The organism is Vibrio sp. Vb1127, from assembly GCF_033338735.1.
Taxonomy (GTDB): domain Bacteria; phylum Pseudomonadota; class Gammaproteobacteria; order Enterobacterales; family Vibrionaceae; genus Vibrio; species Vibrio alginolyticus.
In genome coordinates, this window is sequence record NZ_JAWOTF010000002.1 from 150880 (window position 1) to 166717 (window position 15838).

The following is a 15838-nucleotide window of genomic DNA, read 5'->3' on the forward strand; positions in this document are numbered from 1 at the left end:
AACGTGATCATAGCAACGATTGAATATCAGCACCCCTCCTTACCAGGAGGGGTTTTGCGTTATGTGAAGGACGGAATTGACCTACATGCCGGAATTGAGTCAGGCGAGTGGGTGTGGTTCACAGCAGGTCAGTTTGCTTTTCAGTTGCCCGACAAGGCAACCAAAGGGCAAGAGGCTCTCACCGTGGCTGCGCCCAATACCGACCTTACGCTCTCTAAGGCGATTGAAACCGCCAAGCGACACGAACCCGTGATTCCAGTCGTGAGCATTTACCGCGAATACGACACTGACGACTTGAGTAAGCCGCGCAACAAGCGAATACGGCTCACCATGTCCTCGGCCAAAATCACTGCCATGACCGTGACCCTCACGAACTCATGGAAAGATTTGACTAACCGCCGCTTCATGCGCCCGATTTACAACAACGTTACGCACCCAGGATTGATGTACATATGAGTAAACCTTCCATGATTGCTTACTTTAAATCGCTGCCAGATGGTCACTTTCCGGTGGACGGCTGCGTCCTGCTTGTTCGTGAGGCATGGCAGCGTTTCTTGCACCTTGAAAATTTGCCCAAGCATATGGACCAGTTTGTCACACCAGACTACGCCCATGAGCTGATTGATGGCTATCAAGGGCAGTTAATCGAACCCATTCCAAAGCCAGAGCACCTGTGTATGGTCGCCGCCTCTGGGAAAGGCAAATGGCATTGCGGTGTATTCAGCGCCGAGCAAATGCCAGGTTATGTCATCCATACCCTTGGCTGCACCGTCAAGATTGAACCATTAAACCAGTTCCGCCGCCGATTTGATACCGTGGAGTTTTATCGTCATGCCACACATTGTCGAGTTTCAACATCCGATTCGAAAGGATAAACGCAAGGTCCACACCGTCGGTGCTGGCACTCGCTTGTCGGATTGGCTAGAAAAACACTTCCCGAACCAAACCTTCAATGCCACTTTAAATTTTAACCGGCTCGATGATTTCAATGTGATCATCGGCGAGCGAGATGTGGTAAGTATTCGCCCTAAAATCGGCTTTGGTGTGGATTGGCTTGTCTATGCTGCGTTAGCCCTGTCAGCGGCCTCTGCTGTCTACATGTACATGAACATGCCGGACATGAGCGGCAACCAGAACACCAAGCAGGCCAGCTCGGTGTACAACTACAACGGCCAAGGCAATAAGCCAAAACTTGGCAACCCCGTTCCAGTTCGTTATGGGCGCATGCCGCATTACCCTGACATCATTGCCCCAGATTGGTGGGAGTACGAAAACAACGAGCAGTATTACTACCAGACCTTTTCTCAGGGCATCGGCAAGTTTCTTTACCATCGCCACGTTATTGGTGAGACGGAAATCAAACCAGATAACCCCGACATTGAAATCCGAGAATATAAGCCTGGTGAAGTGGTGGATCATTTCCATCACATCGTCTGGACTTCCAAAGAGGTCGGTTCATCCGATGGCCAAGGCGGCTTAAAACTCGATGGCGTGACCTCGGATTGGGTCGCGGAGACCAGCAGCAACGAAGCGCGTTTTCGTGGCAAGGTGGTTGAACTGTGGTCTAACTACAGCATTCATACAGGCAATGGTGATTACACGTCGACATTGCGCCGCGATAAGTGGCCGTGGGATGCAGGCCAGCATGTGGTTATCACTTCTACTACTCAGGAAAGTCTCTACTTTGAGGGCAACATCCATTTTCATGATATGGGCGATGATGGCGACGTTATCGACCCTGAAGAGCTGCCAGACGAAATTGAAAACCCATTAGGTTGGGGTTCGTTAGCGGTGAATGATCGGATAATCTTCACGGGCGCAGGGGTGAACTCTGGGACATTCATTGTCACCGCTTTGCTTGCAGGAAATCGCATTCGGGTAAAGCCGGATGGTGACACTGAAGTTACGCGATTCCATCCTATGACCAACGTCTATGTTCGGATTTATGAGGCGGTGGGCAATGATGGTACCTACGTGTGCAAAGACAGTAACGGCACTCTAGCCTTGGTGGATTCCATCACTCTGGAAGAAGTAGCTGGTTGGAATGGCTTTATTACCTTAGATACGCCTAGCGCAGAAATTTCGGTGTTAGAACGGGACAGAGAAGCTGAATGGGTCGGTGACTTTCTTTGTGTGCCTAGCAATGCGACCGCGCTTGATGTGGGACTGGATTTTATCTTCCCTCGCGGTCTTGGCACCATGAACAAGAATGGTGACATCAACGCTCGAACATGTGAATGGCAAGTGCGTGTGCGGCCAGAGGGCACGAATCAGGCTTATCAAACCCATAAGTTAACCCTAACAAAAGGCGATAACACGCCGCAGCGCATCACCGTTTGGTTGAAAGAGGCGATGGGATTAACACCAGGGCGTTGGGAAGTGGGCTGTCGTCGTCTGAGCACCGTCACCAAAGCGACTAAAGTGTTTGATGAAGTGCAGTGGATGGGGCTGAAGTCCGTCATTCAGAAAACCTATACGAATGAAAAAGAGTCCATCATCACGCTGAAAATCAAAGCCACCAACTCGCTCAGTCAGCAGGCCAATAGCCAATACTGGAATGATTCGACGCGCATCCTGCCTGTTCGCCAAGACGACGGCAGGTATGTAGAAGAGCCAACTCGCTCCATTGCGGATGCGGTCATTGATGCTTGCCGCAATGATGTGTACGGGGCAGGGCTAGAAGACGATGCCATTGACCTAGATACCTTGCTGGCTTACCGAGATAAATGGGAATCGCGAGGTGATAAGTGTGATGGCTTATTTGACCAACCGACCACGTTTTGGGAAGCGCTACGTAGGCTACTCGAAACGGGACGCGCTTACCCTCGCATCGAGCTTGGCACTGTCAGCATGTGGCGCGATGAGCCAAGAGAAACGCTGTGCAAACCATACTCACCCGTGAATATGACCCCAGACAGCTTTTCTGTCGACATCGACATGGTGAAGGAAGATGACTACGACGGCGTCGAAGTCGAGTGGTTCAATCCTCAGTCTCGAAAATCTGAAACCTTGCTGTGTACCTTACCAGGGCAGAACGGGTACAACCCGAACCCACTTAAGCTGAACTTTGTCACCAACGAAGAGCAGGCCAAAAGGGAAGGGCTATTCCATGCTGCTGTTCAAGCCTACCGCCGCACTAACATCGACTTCACCACCGACATGGATGGATGGGAGTCGAACTATGGTGATGTGATTCCGGTGGCGCACGATGCGGTGAGTTGGGGTGCATCAGGTCAGGTGATCGAAACGCTAAACGCTGCCGATGGTAATCAATACCTGCAGCTTTCGGGACTGTTGGAATGGGAACCAGGCAAGCAGCATTATTTGCTGTTTAACCGAGGCAACAAAGGAACGCATGGCCCGTACCGAGTCGAGCCGACTGAGGCGCCAGATATTGTCATTCTGGTCGATGAGCCAACCGAAAAGATCATCGCCGTGGGTGAAAAGGGCAAAAAGCCAAGCGAATACATGTTTGGCCAAGCCGACACCATGTACAAGAAATGCATCCTGCAGCAAGTCAAACAAAAAGGGGAGTTCGAGGTCGGCTGCGCCGCTATCGAAGACGACCCTCGCGTGGATGCCTACGCATAAACTCAAGCACTCAATGCCCAGCCATCGCGCTGGGATTTTTTATGAGGTTTATTCATGACCCAGAATATTGAACAACGCACTCTAGCTGCTACGAATACCATGGAAACTGCGGCAAAGTCGGTGGATGAAATTGCGCATAAAGATGCTGATGTCGTTACGCCCGTCGGTACCAGAAAGTCGTTCCCGAAAATTAGCCGAGAGTGGGACGAAAAAGCAACTGAACTTAAAACGATATGGGAGAACGACAGTGCGAACTTGCGCCAAGACTGGCAGAACGAGCGCAATGAGTTAAGCACTAAAGCGCTGGGCGTCAAACCTTGGGAATCAGGTGTTAGCGAAACCAACATTAACCAACAGCGTCGATGGGACGATGGGCATACCTATTTACCTAAAGCAGTTCCAGCGGTGATGGATGTTGGTGGGCCTAATGATAATTGGATACCGTTTACAGCGGATAAGTCATCTGTACTAAGTGATGTATTTGGGACAAAGCCACTAGACTTAGTTTTAGGGATGACGTTAACGCCTAACACTAGAAATCAGTACCCTAAGTTATTATCGTTAGGTAACGTGTGGGAGCTTAATGATGGCTCTAATTCTTTTGTTGTTTCGGATTTTTTGGTCGATTCTGATGGTAGCTTACAAATAACCTCGGACAAAGGAGACATTTATCAGGCAGAGCGTCTATATGGTGCGAGCAGAGCATGGACGGAGTTTTACGTTGGTGAAATTTCTGGACGAAAGTGGATTCCAGGGGGAGTTGCAGAGCCATATCGAGACTATGTATATCTTGTTAAAGGAAAGTATCCCCAAAAGTTTTACTCAGAATCTTTTGAGGTTATGGGGGTTAGTCCTATTGGCGACCCGAACTTTAAGCCAAGAAAAGAAAATATATCTGAATTAAATGCTTATGAGTACTTTGGTCTATCACCAAACTCTGAAGAAGATCAAAGTATTGCACTTTATAACGCTTTATTAGAATGCGATAGGATGGGTGTTTTTCTAAGTATTGACTATGGAAAAATCTACGCGAATATAGAAGTTTCTGGAATTAATTTAAGAATAAAAGGTGATGGCGAAATCATACCATTCAATAAGAATTTTCCGGCTTTTGTTGGTGTTGGTGGTTTTGAAAACACAAAAAGCGTATTGAATATTGAAACGGTAACTGATGTGGTGGTTCCCACTCATGGGGTTTCAGTTTTAAGCAGACTAACCGTTCCAGGCCATAATTTTAAAGTTGATGACATTGTTAAAGTTGTAAGTGAAGATTTAATCCCAAGCGTCCTCGCTTCAGATTATACGAGAAATGGAGAATGGGCATCAATTTATTCGGTTGATGGGGACTTTGTTTATTTGAATATAATTTTGAAAAACAAATATATTACGTCACCAAGAATTGCAAAGTTGAGAGACATAACCGCAGATATTTCATTAAACTTTAATGGTATAGATGCAAGCTTGCCGTCTAAACATCTATTTCAATTGATTGGATTTAAAAAGCCTAAAGTAAAGTGCAAGCTAAAGAATAATGGTGGTGCCGGAGTTATTTTAACCTCAAATTATAATCCTATCATAGAATATGAAGTGGAAAATTTGAAAGACGATGTTGCTAATAATATGTACGGGTATGGTTTGGTCGATGTCGGTAATGCCTTTTTGGTTGCTTTGCATCCTCGTGGCCGTTCTTGTCGGCACGTTTACACTACAGGGAAGTCTGGCGTTTCTAATGAGATTTTTGATTACGGTGAGTCATTTAAGTCATTTATTCACAATGGAGTGGCTGAGAACTGTACGTCTACAGCGTGGGATACCCATAGTCAAGGTGATGGTATAAGGTTTTCTGTATGTTTAGCCGTAGGATGCCGCGCATCATTTTTATCGCGATGTAAAGATGTTGAATGGGACCATTGTCATTATGAAGATACGTATATAGGTTTTAGGGCGTTAAATGTAACTTCTAATAATTTTGTTAGTGCGACTCTTAACAAGTGTTCAGGCAAGGGAGCAGATATTCCATTATCAGCGATATCTCAAGGTGGAGGACGTTCAAAAATGATCGTTAACGGCGGGGATTTTGGTTTTAGGTTATTGCTCACGACTCCTTTACCGTTTTCAAGTGCTAATGTCATTCTTAGGGGGGACGCTACACTATGGTGTGAAAGCGCTGAATCTAAAGCTGTTTTAATGCAATCAGTTGATTCATACTTTTTAGTCGAATCAGCCAAAATATCTTTGGAAAATACTGACATGGGGCTGTTTGGTGTATTTCAGTTAGTTGGTGATAGCCACTTTGAAGTAACAGAGGAGCTTGAAGTCCCAATAAATAAAGCTTCTGGTGAGCTTTTCTTCTCTTCTGATGTTGAAAATACTTCTAAAATATCCGTAGATAAAATAATCACCAATGGTTTTAACAAGGATAGACAAGTAAATGGTATTAATGGAGAGGTTGTTTTAACTTTAGTTGATACTGAAGACATGAGCAGATCTTCTGGATATAAATATTCATCAATTAATGAAAGCGACCCAATTGTTTTTCATCCAAGTAATGATGAGAATTTATATTTAAAATTAATTACATCTATCAATGGTTCTAGTCCTACGTCAATTCCTGATGGAACATTCCCAGGCCAGCAGGCCTGCTTTCATGTAGACAGTGGTGGAGACCTGCTTATCGACAGCTCTTTACCTAATGTTGTTGTTGGTGCAAGTATTTCTCCCAAAAGTGCAAAGATAGCAACATGGCAACCAGCTGGATGGGTTTTTTCTTAATCCCCCTGATTTAATAGAGGAAATGATATGAAGCGAATTTGGTCGCTGTTTATGCGCGTCCTGTTGGCGCTGAACATGTTTGTGCTGCACTTGCTTACTGGTCAGTCTGATCTCACTATTAGCGGTTGGAGTTACATCCGTGTGCGACAAGGTAAGCGCTCGCCCATCAAGCTGATTGATTGGCTGTTCTTGAAGCTATTCAAGCAAGAGGCCCATTGCCGAAAGGCGTTTGAATGGGAAGTCGATCAGGCACGAAAGTTTTACCACAACTACCGACCCTATATTTAGGGCTGTATGCGCTGCTATGTGTCCATGGACCCAAAGCCATGACCTAGTAATAATATGAATCAAGAAGGGCCACTGCATTGCGCGGTGGCCCTTTTTTATGTCTGTTTGTTCGGCTTTTTTGTGTCTAAGTTGTGTCTCAAAATTAGATGTGTGCAATTTATATTGTTTATATTCAGTAACTTACATGATGTCACTCATAATCAAAGAAGAAAAAAGTGGGCTGATTATCTTGGTGCATTCTGCTTACCGTTTACAAAACCGATGACAGTATTAGACCATTCAACGCCTTGACTAGCAACGAAAGATGCAAGTTGAATTTTTGAAAATGAAAAAAGCCGATGGCGAACCATCGGCTTGATATTTTATGTTTTATCGCTTTGGAAGGAATTTGAGTTCTATGCTCGTGTTTCTTCCAATGTTGCTTCACTTTCTGGTGACTTCAGCACTCGGCTAGCAATTGTACCCGCAGTCATTGAGCCTGAAACGTTTAGTGCGGTACGTGCCATGTCAATCAGTGGTTCAATAGAGATAAGCAGTGCCGCGATGGTCACAGGTAAGCCCATTGCAGGAAGAACAATCAAGGCTGCAAACGTCGCACCGCCGCCGACACCTGCAATACCAAATGAGCTGATGGTGATAATCGCAATCAATGACAGGATAAAGTGTAGATCAAGTGGGTTGATGCCCATTGTCGGAGCTACCATCACTGCAAGCATTGCAGGATAGATACCCGCACAGCCGTTTTGGCCGATAGTGGCACCAAACGATGCTGATAGGTTTGCAATCGCTGGTGGTACGTTAAGCTTCGTGATTTGCGCTTCTACGTTTAGTGGAATTGTTGCTGCTGAGCTACGAGATGTAAACGCGAAGGTCAGTACAGGCCAGATTTTCTTAAAGTATTCCGCAGGGCTAACGCCGACAAAAGAGACTAATACGCCATGAACAACAAACATCAGTGCGATAGCAACATAAGACGCCACAATAAAGCCAAGTAGGTTTAGGATGTCGCCTGCGCTTGATGTCGCTACCACTTTTGCCATCAGTGCTGCGATGCCGTATGGCGTTAGGGCCATGATCATCTTCACTAGTCGCATAACGATAGATTGAGCAGCTTCTACGAAAGTACGAATCGGTGATTCCAACTCTGCTTTTTCCATCATCACTTTACGAGCGGCGATACCAGTTAACACGCCGAAAATCACAACAGCGATAATTGATGTCGAGCGAGCACCTGTTAGATCAGCAAATGGGTTGGTTGGAATGAAGCTAACTAGCATTTGAGGAATAGTTAAGTCACTTACTGTACCGGCACGGCTTTCTAAAACGGCGATACGAGCGGTTTCACGCGCACCTTCAGTTAACCCTTCTGCTGACAGGCCAAATGTCGTTGTCACCAAAATACCGATAAGTGCAGCAATTGCAGTCGTTACTAGAAGAACAGAGATGGTCAGGCCAGAAATTTTACCTAAAGATCCACCTTTCTCCAACTTAACAACTGCAGAGATCATCGATACCAATACTAGTGGCATGATGACCATTTTCAGTAGACCAACGTAGCCACTGCCTACAATGCCTACCCATTCAAGTGTTTGAGCAATTGCGCTGTTGCCTTCACCGTGAATGAGTTGCAAAGCAAGACCAAAAAGGGAACCGGTAACAAGACCGATCAAAACGAGACGTGAAAGAGTGTGTTTCTTTTGTTGTTGATTAAATAGAAAGAACAATATTCCAACAAAGACGGCTAGAGAGGCTATCACTGCAAAATTCATAATTTGACCTTATCAACCAGCCGAAGTGGCGGTTGTTTTTTATACGGGGTTTTATACGGATTTATTTATGGAGCGTAAGATAACGCTCGTGATATAACTTTAAAAATGACAAACGGGTATTAGCTAGATCTAAAATGAATATAAAAACGAGATCTAAGTCGCGTGAGAGTGTGAATTAGCACGTTAATTGTACAAAATGGTTATTCGTAGTGATGCAGTAAGTCACGCATTTCTTTCCTTTGTAAGTAAACCACCGAGTCTTCTTGATAACTGAAAAGTTGATAAACCATCGCTTTGGCGACATCTTCTGCTCGAATAGGTAAAAAGTTGGACAGTTTGCCAAGCATAAGTGGGCGAATTACCTTAAACAGAGTTTGTACTAACTTCTCGTCCATTCTTGGGTTTTGACGTTGACCAACAAGCGGGCCTGGGCGAACAAATACGATTTCCTCAAAATCCATAGCTTCGATTCGTTGTTCCATTTGTCCTTTACAAGCTAAGTAATGGGATGGCGATTTACTATTTGCACCGAGGCTAGAAACAACCGCAAGGCGTTTGACTCCGATTGTTTTCATTTGTTGGGCGACTTTGCACACCAGATCAACATCTACTCTACGCAAATTATCCTTACTGCCCGCTTGCTTAAGGGTCGTGCCTAAACAGATAAAGCCGATGGTTGGTGTTGGTTGGTTCTCATCCCATTGGTGGATAGAAAGGTCTGCATCAATGAGAGGAATAAGCTTGTTGTCCACATCTAGGACGCCATCGAGTGGGCGGCGAGAAAGATAATATAATGTTCCAACACCTGATTGATTTATGAGGTTTGCAATGACTTTTGAGCCTATTAAGCCAGTTGCACCGGCGATGATTGCGCAGGTGTTGTTATCCATATCTTTTCTCCTATATGGGAACATAGTCTAAGCTATTGTAGCGGATTTCAACGAGTTACTTATAATATCGTGCAAGAAAGGTGAGACGCTCTGCGAACTCGGCAGACTATCCTGAGATAAACTTGATTAGCGCTGCCCCAATTGGATGCAAGTGTATACAATAGTGGGGCGCGCAAAAACTGTCGCTGAACAAGACCTCTTGAACAACAGAACACCTCTCACCCAGACAACATCAAAGGAACGTAAAAAATGGATGACTCTTTTGCTGCGGAGATACAAGCACGCATAGATAACAAAACCAAACCCGTCGGTTCTTTAGGCTTATTGGAAAAGGTGGCACTGCAGTTAGCTCTTATTCAAAGTCAGGATAAACCTCAGCCAGTTGATTCCATCGCTATCTGCAAACCGAGCATGCTGGTATTTGCTGGAGATCACGGCGTTGCAGAGGAGGGTGTGAGCATTGCGCCAAGCGAAGTCACTCAGCAAATGGTGGCTAACTTTCTCGCTGGCGGCGCAGCCATCAACTGTTTTTGCGACATTAATGGCATTCAACTCAAAGTAATAGATTGCGGCATGTTGGCTCCTATTGATGTGCTGGTTCCAGAATTTAAATCCCATCCCAACTTGGTTGAACAACGGTTGGGTAACGGTACGGCTAATTTTTCTAAACAATCTGCGATGTCCCCAGAACAAGTGGCGTTAGGTTTAGAATATGGTGCGAAGATTGCTGAGCATACCATTTTGCATGGTTCAAACCTCTTAATGTTCGGCGAGATGGGCATCGGTAATACCAGTTCGGCCTCAGCACTGTTATCGGCGCTGAGCTCATTAGATATTGATTATTGTGTTGGCGTTGGCACCGGAATCAATCAACAGCAGTTGAGCCGCAAATATAAACTGGTAGCACAGGGGGTAAACCGATGTCGAGGTCTTGATACCAAAGCGATTCTCGCACAGGTTGGGGGCTTTGAAATCGTACAAATGGTGGGCGCTTTTTTAGAAGCCAAGCGGCTTAAAACTCCAGTTTTAGTGGATGGGTTTATCGTATCGGTAGCGGCTTATATTGCGACGTTGTTAGACGAAGAAACGCGTGAATACATGTTGTTTGCCCATCGCTCTGAAGAAAATGGACATAAATTTGTATTGGAACATCTTAAAGCAGAACCTCTGCTCGACCTTGGTTTACGGCTAGGGGAGGGAACAGGAGCCGCTCTTGCCTTGCCTCTGTTAAAAGCTGCCGCTCAGTTTTACAACAAAATGGCGAGCTTCGAGAGTGCAGGAGTTACAGTATAGTGTCAGTCCCTGATAATTCTGAGAAAGTCACGCCGTCATCGTTAAGATACCAGTGGGAGTTATTTCTATTAGCTACCAGTTTTTTTAGCCGCTTACCCGTGCGCCAAGCGTTGCCTTACAGTGAAGAACGCATGAATCAGGCAGGCCGTTACTTCGCGTTAGTTGGTCTCGTGCTTGGAGCACTTTGCGCTTTGGTATTCTCGCTCACCTCAATTTTTTTCCCAGAGTCGGTTGCCATAGTATTAACGATGGTGTTTAGCTTATTGTTAACTGGGGCTTTTCACGAAGACGGCTTGACCGATATGGCGGATGGCATTGGCGGTGGCATGACCGTAGAGCGACGCCTCTCTATTATGAAAGACAGTCGTATTGGCACTTATGGTGCCGCCACTCTCATTATGGCGTTATTGGCTAAGTATGTTTTTTGGAGTGAACTGGCTAACTTGCCGCACTTTTGGTTGGTCATTGTCGTCGCTTACACCGCAAGCCGAGCACTAGCAGCGACGCTTATTTATGACATGCCTTATGTCAGTGACAGTGATACGTCGAAAAGTAAACCGCTAGCAAGTCGCCAGTCTTCTCTAGAAGTCTCCATTTTGTTGTTTACTGGTGGCGTAACATTGCTTGTGCTTGGTATCGCGGATGCGATCTTGATATCGCTTGTTCTCGTGGTATTTCGTTTGATGTTCAAACGTTGGTTAACCAAGAGAATTGGCGGCTTTACGGGGGATTGCCTTGGCGCAGCGCAACAGTTGTCGGAACTGCTTATTTATCTCACTATGATTGGGTTGTATCACTCCTCATGAAGCAATTGATACTCGGTGGCGCGCGCTCTGGGAAGTCGCATTTGGCAGAAAAAACAGCTAAGCAATTATCGGTCGCTTCTCATCGATCATTACACTATGTTGCAACCGCGCTGCCATTTGACCAAGAAATGCGAGAGCGAATAGCGCATCATCAAAAGCAACGCGGGGGCGAGTGGCAAGAGCATGAATGCCCCCTTCATTTATCTGAGTTACTGACAAATTTCGCTATCACCGATGTTGTATTGATCGACTGTTTAACCTTGTGGCTCAACAATTGGATATTTGAGTTAGGTGATGAATGTTCCAATGAGAAGCTAGAAGCAGAAATTGAAAAGCTTATACAGGTGGTACGTGGCTCAGATGCGACGTTAATATTCGTCTCTAACGAGGTTGGAATGGGCATTGTACCTTTGGGGGCGGTTAGTCGTTATTTTGTGGATAATGCAGGACGGATGAATCAAAAACTAGCCAGTGTTTGCCATCGCGTTACCTTTGTTGCTGCTGGTTTGCCGTTGGTTCTTAAAGAGTAGGATGGAACAAAATGAAAACACTCAATATCTATCTTGTGCGTCATGGAAAAGTAGACGCTCCACCAGGACTCCATGGCCAAACAGATGTAAAAGTTACGCCTGCTGATCAAGAGAGTATTGCTCGGGCTTGGGCCGAGAGTGGACGAGGTGTGGGTGGAATAATTTCTTCTCCGCTTTCACGCTGTCAAGAACTGGCAAACATCATTGCTGAACAGCAATTATTACCAGTAATGACGGATGAGTCTTTACAAGAGATGGCATTTGGTGATTTTGATGGTATGCCTTTTGATATGCTCACTGAGCAGTGGAAAAAGCTAGATGCTTTTTGGCAATCGCCAGCACAACATACGTTGCCGAATGCTGAGAGCTTAAGCACATTTTCTGAGCGCATATGTCGCGTTTGGTCTCAAATCATCAACGATATCAATGACAATCTACTTATCGTCACGCATGGTGGCGTCATTCGTATGATTCTTGCTCATGTATTGGAGTTAGATTGGCGTAACCCAAAGTGGTATTCGACGTTGTCGATAGGAAACGCTTCTGTCACGCATGTAACAGTTACCATAGATGAGCAAATTTACGCCTCGGTGCGTTCGATTGGCGTACCTCTTTTAACTCGTTAATTTATAAATATTAAAATGCCCAGAACGATATTGCTTACGGGCATAGTCACGGAAGATGTCAGTAGAAGCCCATCTGCTAGGTGCAGGAAGCGAAAATTGACTCAGTTACATAAAAAGGAAATATAGAAATGACAACGCCGAGTTGGGATTTGTCCATCGTTTATAACGACCTTTCTGACCCACGAATTCAAGACGATATTGCTCTTGTGGAACAATGTATTGATCTTTTGAATAAACAATCAGCAGATTGTGGCAACGTAGAGATCATGCAAAATGCGATTTTGACCAATGAAGCCGCGAGTCGTTTAGCGGGTACAGTTGCAAATTTTGCGAGTTGTTATGCTTCTGTTGATGCAACAAACGCCGAAGCGAAATCGTTACTTGGTAAAATGACCCGCATCTTTTCGGAGCTTTCCCAAGCGTTCAGTCCCTTTGATTTGACACTAACGCATGCCGACGAAGAGTTTATCTTGCGCGTGTTAGACCATGAGAATCCTGATATCAGTGGGCAAGCTTTTTCTATCTTGAATTCTAGAAAGTTGGCGGATACTCGTCTTAGCAACGCAGAAGAACAGTTACTGGCTGCGATGAGTGTGGATGGCAAATCGGCTTGGGGTAACCTATACGATAACCTGACTGGCTCATTGAAAGTGAAGCTTGAGTACACAGATGGTAATAGTGAAGAGCTTGGGTTTTCTCAAGCGGCAAGCATTCTTTATGGTTCTGAATTCGAGCGTCAAGAAGCCGCGTGGCGAGGCGTACAAGATGCAATGCAAACGCACCAAGAATCATTCGCTGCGATTTTGAATGCGTTAGCAGGATGGCGCTTAACTGAAAACAAAAAGCGTTCTACGAAGCGTGAAGTTCACTTCCTAGAGCCGAGTTTGCATGGTAGCCGAATCCAAGCTGAAACTTTAAATGCGATGATGACCGTAGCCAAAGACAGTCGAGCTATTGGTCAGAAAGCGGGTTTATTGATGGCGCAAGTACATGGTCTGGATGAGATGAAACCTTGGAATCATCTGGCGGCTATGCCTGCTTTGAGCGGTGAAGCGAAGGTTTACGACTTTGATGAAGCGATTGATGTTATTTGTGAAGCATTTGAAACAGTAAACCCTGAGATGTCGGAGTTTGTCCGTTTGATGGTACAAAATGGTTGGATTGATGCCGCGCCAAATGCTAACAAGCGTCTTGGCGCATACTGCACCAAACTGCCAGCAACGCGAACACCACTTGTGTTTATGACTTGGAGTGGCAGTCGGTCAGACCTTATGACTCTGGCACATGAACTTGGCCATGCGTTCCATAACTGGGTTATTCGTGATTTGCCACTTTGCCAAACTTACTACCCAATGACGTTAGCAGAAACCGCCTCTATCTTTGCAGAAAACATCGTTCGTGATCATTTGATTTCGAAAGCGGAGAGCGTTGATGAAAAGCTCGAGATGTTGTGGGAAGAGTTGTCATCTGCGCTAGCTTTAATGATCAACATTCCGGTTCGCTACGAGTTTGAAAAATCGTTCTATGAACGCCGCCAGGATGGAGAGTTAACCGCAGATGAATTCTGTGAGTTGATGTCAGAAACTTGGAAAGAATGGTATGGCGACGTAATGAGCGAACCGGATCCGTACTTCTGGGCAAGCAAGCTGCACTTTTCTATTGATAGCGTGAGCTTTTATAACTACCCATACCTATTTGGTTTCTTGTTTAGCAAGGGTATCTATGCACAGCGAGAAAACAAAGGCGAAGCGTTTTACACCGATTACATCAATTTGCTGCGCGATACAGGCTGCATGATGGCGGAAGATGTCGTCGAAAAGCACCTGTCGATGGATTTAACCCAGCCAACGTTTTGGCAGCAGAGTGTTGAGCTAGTGCGTGAAAAAGTCGATGAGTTTGAGCGTTTGCTCGCACAGCGCGGCTAAGTTTTTCGCAGTGTTGATGCATAATCTGCTTTATAGCTACAAAAATTTGATCAAATCATAATGATCTTAATCAGGGCTGTGGTAAAGTTCACAGCCCTAACACTTTGTAATTGTTTGAAAATTAAACGCCTCAATGCTTGATTTGAGTGCCTGGCGCGAAAAGGCATCGGATTTTCGAGGGAAATAGTGATTTCTACTCATAAGTGAGATCGCAGCAACAAAAATCCTTTGTACAATTTATTAACATATCCGCCGTGCTATTAAGGAGTAACGCATGACGAAGTCTCTCTTTCGCCAATCGTTTTTAACTGACACGTTAGATGTTCATATTGATGTTGCACCAGCGGAGCAGGTGCTTTCTAACGGTGTAAAACTTAAACTCTATCAGCGTGGTGTATTAGAAGTAATCCCTGCGAATTATACTCAGGATACGAAGAACATCATCATCTCTTGTGGGGTTCACGGAGATGAAACCGCACCGATGGAGCTGGTGGATTCCATTATTCAAGACATAGAATCTGGGTTCCAGACGGTCGATACCCGTTGTCTGTTCATTATCGCTCACCCAGAATCCACTCTGGCGCACACGCGATTCCTCGAAGAAAATCTCAACCGTCTGTTTGACGAAAAAGAACACAAACAGACAAAAGAGCTTGTTATCGCCGATACGCTTAAGCTGCTTGTTCGAGATTTTTATCAGGATACCGACCCGACAACACGCTGGCACCTTGATTTACACTGCGCGATTAGAGGCTCGAAGCACTATACGTTTGCAGTAAGTCCTAAGACTCGTCATCCTGTGCGCAGCAAGGCATTGATCGATTTCTTGGACAGTGCACACATTGAAGCAGTGCTCCTGTCAAACTCACCATCGAGCACGTTTAGCTGGTACAGTGCCGAGAATTTTGGTGCGCAGGCTCTCACAATGGAACTTGGCCGTGTGGCTCGTATCGGTGAAAATGACCTCGATAAACTGACCGCGTTTGATTTGTCTTTACGTAATTTGATTGCGGAAACGAAGCCAGAACACTTACCAAAACCATGCATTAAGTATCGCGTAAGTCGCACAATCGTTCGTTTGAACGAAGACTTTGACTTTATGTTCGACGACAATGTTGAAAACTTCACCTCATTTGTTCACGGCGAAGTGTTTGGTCATGATGGCGACAAACCATTAATGGCGAAGAATGAAAACGAAGCGATTGTCTTCCCGAACCGCCACGTCGCAATAGGTCAACGTGCAGCTCTGATGGTTTGTGAAGTGAAAACCCGTTTTGAAGAGGGTGAGTTGGTTTACGATTAATCCAACATTGCTTTGAGAAGTTAATTGCAATTTACCGAGGCTTAA

13 protein-coding genes are annotated in these 15838 nt (G+C 45.3%); 11 read left to right on the plus strand and 2 right to left on the minus strand.

The window, feature by feature from the left end:
• The first annotated feature begins 3 nt into the window (after positions 1 to 3).
• Genes R7H07_RS04615 through R7H07_RS04635 form a run of 5 tightly spaced genes read left to right on the plus strand, consistent with a single transcriptional unit; the run spans position 4 to position 6651 of the window.
• Positions 4 to 456, plus strand: coding sequence for a DUF1833 family protein (locus R7H07_RS04615; RefSeq protein ID WP_229652147.1), 453 nt, complete (start codon positions 4 to 6; stop codon positions 454 to 456).
• Positions 453 to 875 (plus strand): hypothetical protein, encoded by a 423-nt coding sequence (locus R7H07_RS04620; RefSeq protein ID WP_239945437.1) that lies wholly within the window; start codon positions 453 to 455, stop codon positions 873 to 875. The genes R7H07_RS04615 and R7H07_RS04620 overlap by 4 nt, the downstream gene beginning before the upstream one ends.
• On the plus strand, positions 832 to 3591 hold the full coding sequence (locus tag R7H07_RS04625) for a host specificity factor TipJ family phage tail protein (protein WP_206959159.1): 2760 nt from the start codon (positions 832 to 834) through the stop codon (positions 3589 to 3591). The genes R7H07_RS04620 and R7H07_RS04625 overlap by 44 nt, the downstream gene beginning before the upstream one ends.
• Positions 3592 to 3645: 54 nt before the next feature.
• Positions 3646 to 6363: a hypothetical protein gene (locus R7H07_RS04630; protein ID WP_206959161.1), complete on the plus strand. Its 2718-nt coding sequence runs from the start codon at positions 3646 to 3648 to the stop codon at positions 6361 to 6363.
• A 27-nt stretch (positions 6364 to 6390) separates the two neighbouring features.
• Positions 6391 to 6651, plus strand: a complete 261-nt coding sequence (locus R7H07_RS04635) for a hypothetical protein (protein ID WP_206959163.1) — start codon at positions 6391 to 6393, stop codon at positions 6649 to 6651.
• 395 nt (positions 6652 to 7046) lie between these two features.
• Here R7H07_RS04635 and R7H07_RS04640 read toward each other — a convergent pair whose 3' ends face one another.
• A complete protein-coding gene (locus R7H07_RS04640; RefSeq protein WP_005377885.1) occupies positions 7047 to 8420 on the minus strand; it encodes an L-cystine transporter in 1374 nt (457 codons plus the stop codon).
• Between the two features lie 200 nt (positions 8421 to 8620).
• Positions 8621 to 9310, minus strand: coding sequence for an NAD(P)H-binding protein (locus R7H07_RS04645; RefSeq protein WP_065274408.1), 690 nt, complete (start codon positions 9308 to 9310; stop codon positions 8621 to 8623).
• A 249-nt stretch (positions 9311 to 9559) separates the two neighbouring features.
• Here R7H07_RS04645 and cobT point away from each other — a divergent pair, with 249 nt between their 5' ends.
• The 6 genes from cobT to R7H07_RS04675 all read left to right on the plus strand — a co-directional run bounded on the left by cobT (position 9560) and on the right by R7H07_RS04675 (position 15793).
• Complete coding sequence (gene cobT, locus R7H07_RS04650; protein WP_085569560.1) at positions 9560 to 10603, plus strand: nicotinate-nucleotide--dimethylbenzimidazole phosphoribosyltransferase; 1044 nt, start codon at positions 9560 to 9562, stop codon at positions 10601 to 10603.
• Positions 10603 to 11409 (plus strand): adenosylcobinamide-GDP ribazoletransferase, encoded by an 807-nt coding sequence (locus R7H07_RS04655; RefSeq protein WP_065274410.1) that lies wholly within the window; start codon positions 10603 to 10605, stop codon positions 11407 to 11409. The genes cobT and R7H07_RS04655 overlap by 1 nt, the downstream gene beginning before the upstream one ends.
• Positions 11406 to 11939, plus strand: coding sequence for a bifunctional adenosylcobinamide kinase/adenosylcobinamide-phosphate guanylyltransferase (gene cobU / locus R7H07_RS04660; RefSeq protein ID WP_065274411.1), 534 nt, complete (start codon positions 11406 to 11408; stop codon positions 11937 to 11939). The genes R7H07_RS04655 and cobU overlap by 4 nt, the downstream gene beginning before the upstream one ends.
• 11 nt (positions 11940 to 11950) lie before the next feature.
• Positions 11951 to 12565, plus strand: coding sequence for an alpha-ribazole phosphatase (cobC, locus tag R7H07_RS04665; protein WP_005389801.1), 615 nt, complete (start codon positions 11951 to 11953; stop codon positions 12563 to 12565).
• 128 nt (positions 12566 to 12693) lie between these two features.
• Positions 12694 to 14490 (plus strand): M3 family oligoendopeptidase, encoded by a 1797-nt coding sequence (locus R7H07_RS04670; RefSeq protein WP_054729866.1) that lies wholly within the window; start codon positions 12694 to 12696, stop codon positions 14488 to 14490.
• Positions 14491 to 14764: 274 nt separating this feature from the next.
• Positions 14765 to 15793 (plus strand): succinylglutamate desuccinylase, encoded by a 1029-nt coding sequence (locus R7H07_RS04675; RefSeq protein ID WP_005377878.1) that lies wholly within the window; start codon positions 14765 to 14767, stop codon positions 15791 to 15793.
• Positions 15794 to 15838: the final 45 nt, after the last annotated feature.

Bases quoted from the DNA above. Each gene is read 5' to 3' on its own strand.
- R7H07_RS04620 (WP_239945437.1), top strand. From the start codon at position 453: ATGAGTAAACCTTCCATGATTGCTTACTTTAAATCGCTGCCAGATGGT.
- R7H07_RS04625 (WP_206959159.1), top strand. From the start codon at position 832: ATGCCACACATTGTCGAGTTTCAACATCCGATTCGAAAGGATAAACGC.
- R7H07_RS04630 (WP_206959161.1), top strand. From the start codon at position 3,646: ATGACCCAGAATATTGAACAACGCACTCTAGCTGCTACGAATACCATG.
- R7H07_RS04635 (WP_206959163.1), top strand. From the start codon at position 6,391: ATGAAGCGAATTTGGTCGCTGTTTATGCGCGTCCTGTTGGCGCTGAAC.
- R7H07_RS04640 (WP_005377885.1), bottom strand. From the start codon at position 8,420: ATGAATTTTGCAGTGATAGCCTCTCTAGCCGTCTTTGTTGGAATATTG.
- R7H07_RS04645 (WP_065274408.1), bottom strand. From the start codon at position 9,310: ATGGATAACAACACCTGCGCAATCATCGCCGGTGCAACTGGCTTAATA.
- cobT (WP_085569560.1), top strand. From the start codon at position 9,560: ATGGATGACTCTTTTGCTGCGGAGATACAAGCACGCATAGATAACAAA.
- cobU (WP_065274411.1), top strand. From the start codon at position 11,406: ATGAAGCAATTGATACTCGGTGGCGCGCGCTCTGGGAAGTCGCATTTG.
- cobC (WP_005389801.1), top strand. From the start codon at position 11,951: ATGAAAACACTCAATATCTATCTTGTGCGTCATGGAAAAGTAGACGCT.
- R7H07_RS04670 (WP_054729866.1), top strand. From the start codon at position 12,694: ATGACAACGCCGAGTTGGGATTTGTCCATCGTTTATAACGACCTTTCT.
- R7H07_RS04675 (WP_005377878.1), top strand. From the start codon at position 14,765: ATGACGAAGTCTCTCTTTCGCCAATCGTTTTTAACTGACACGTTAGAT.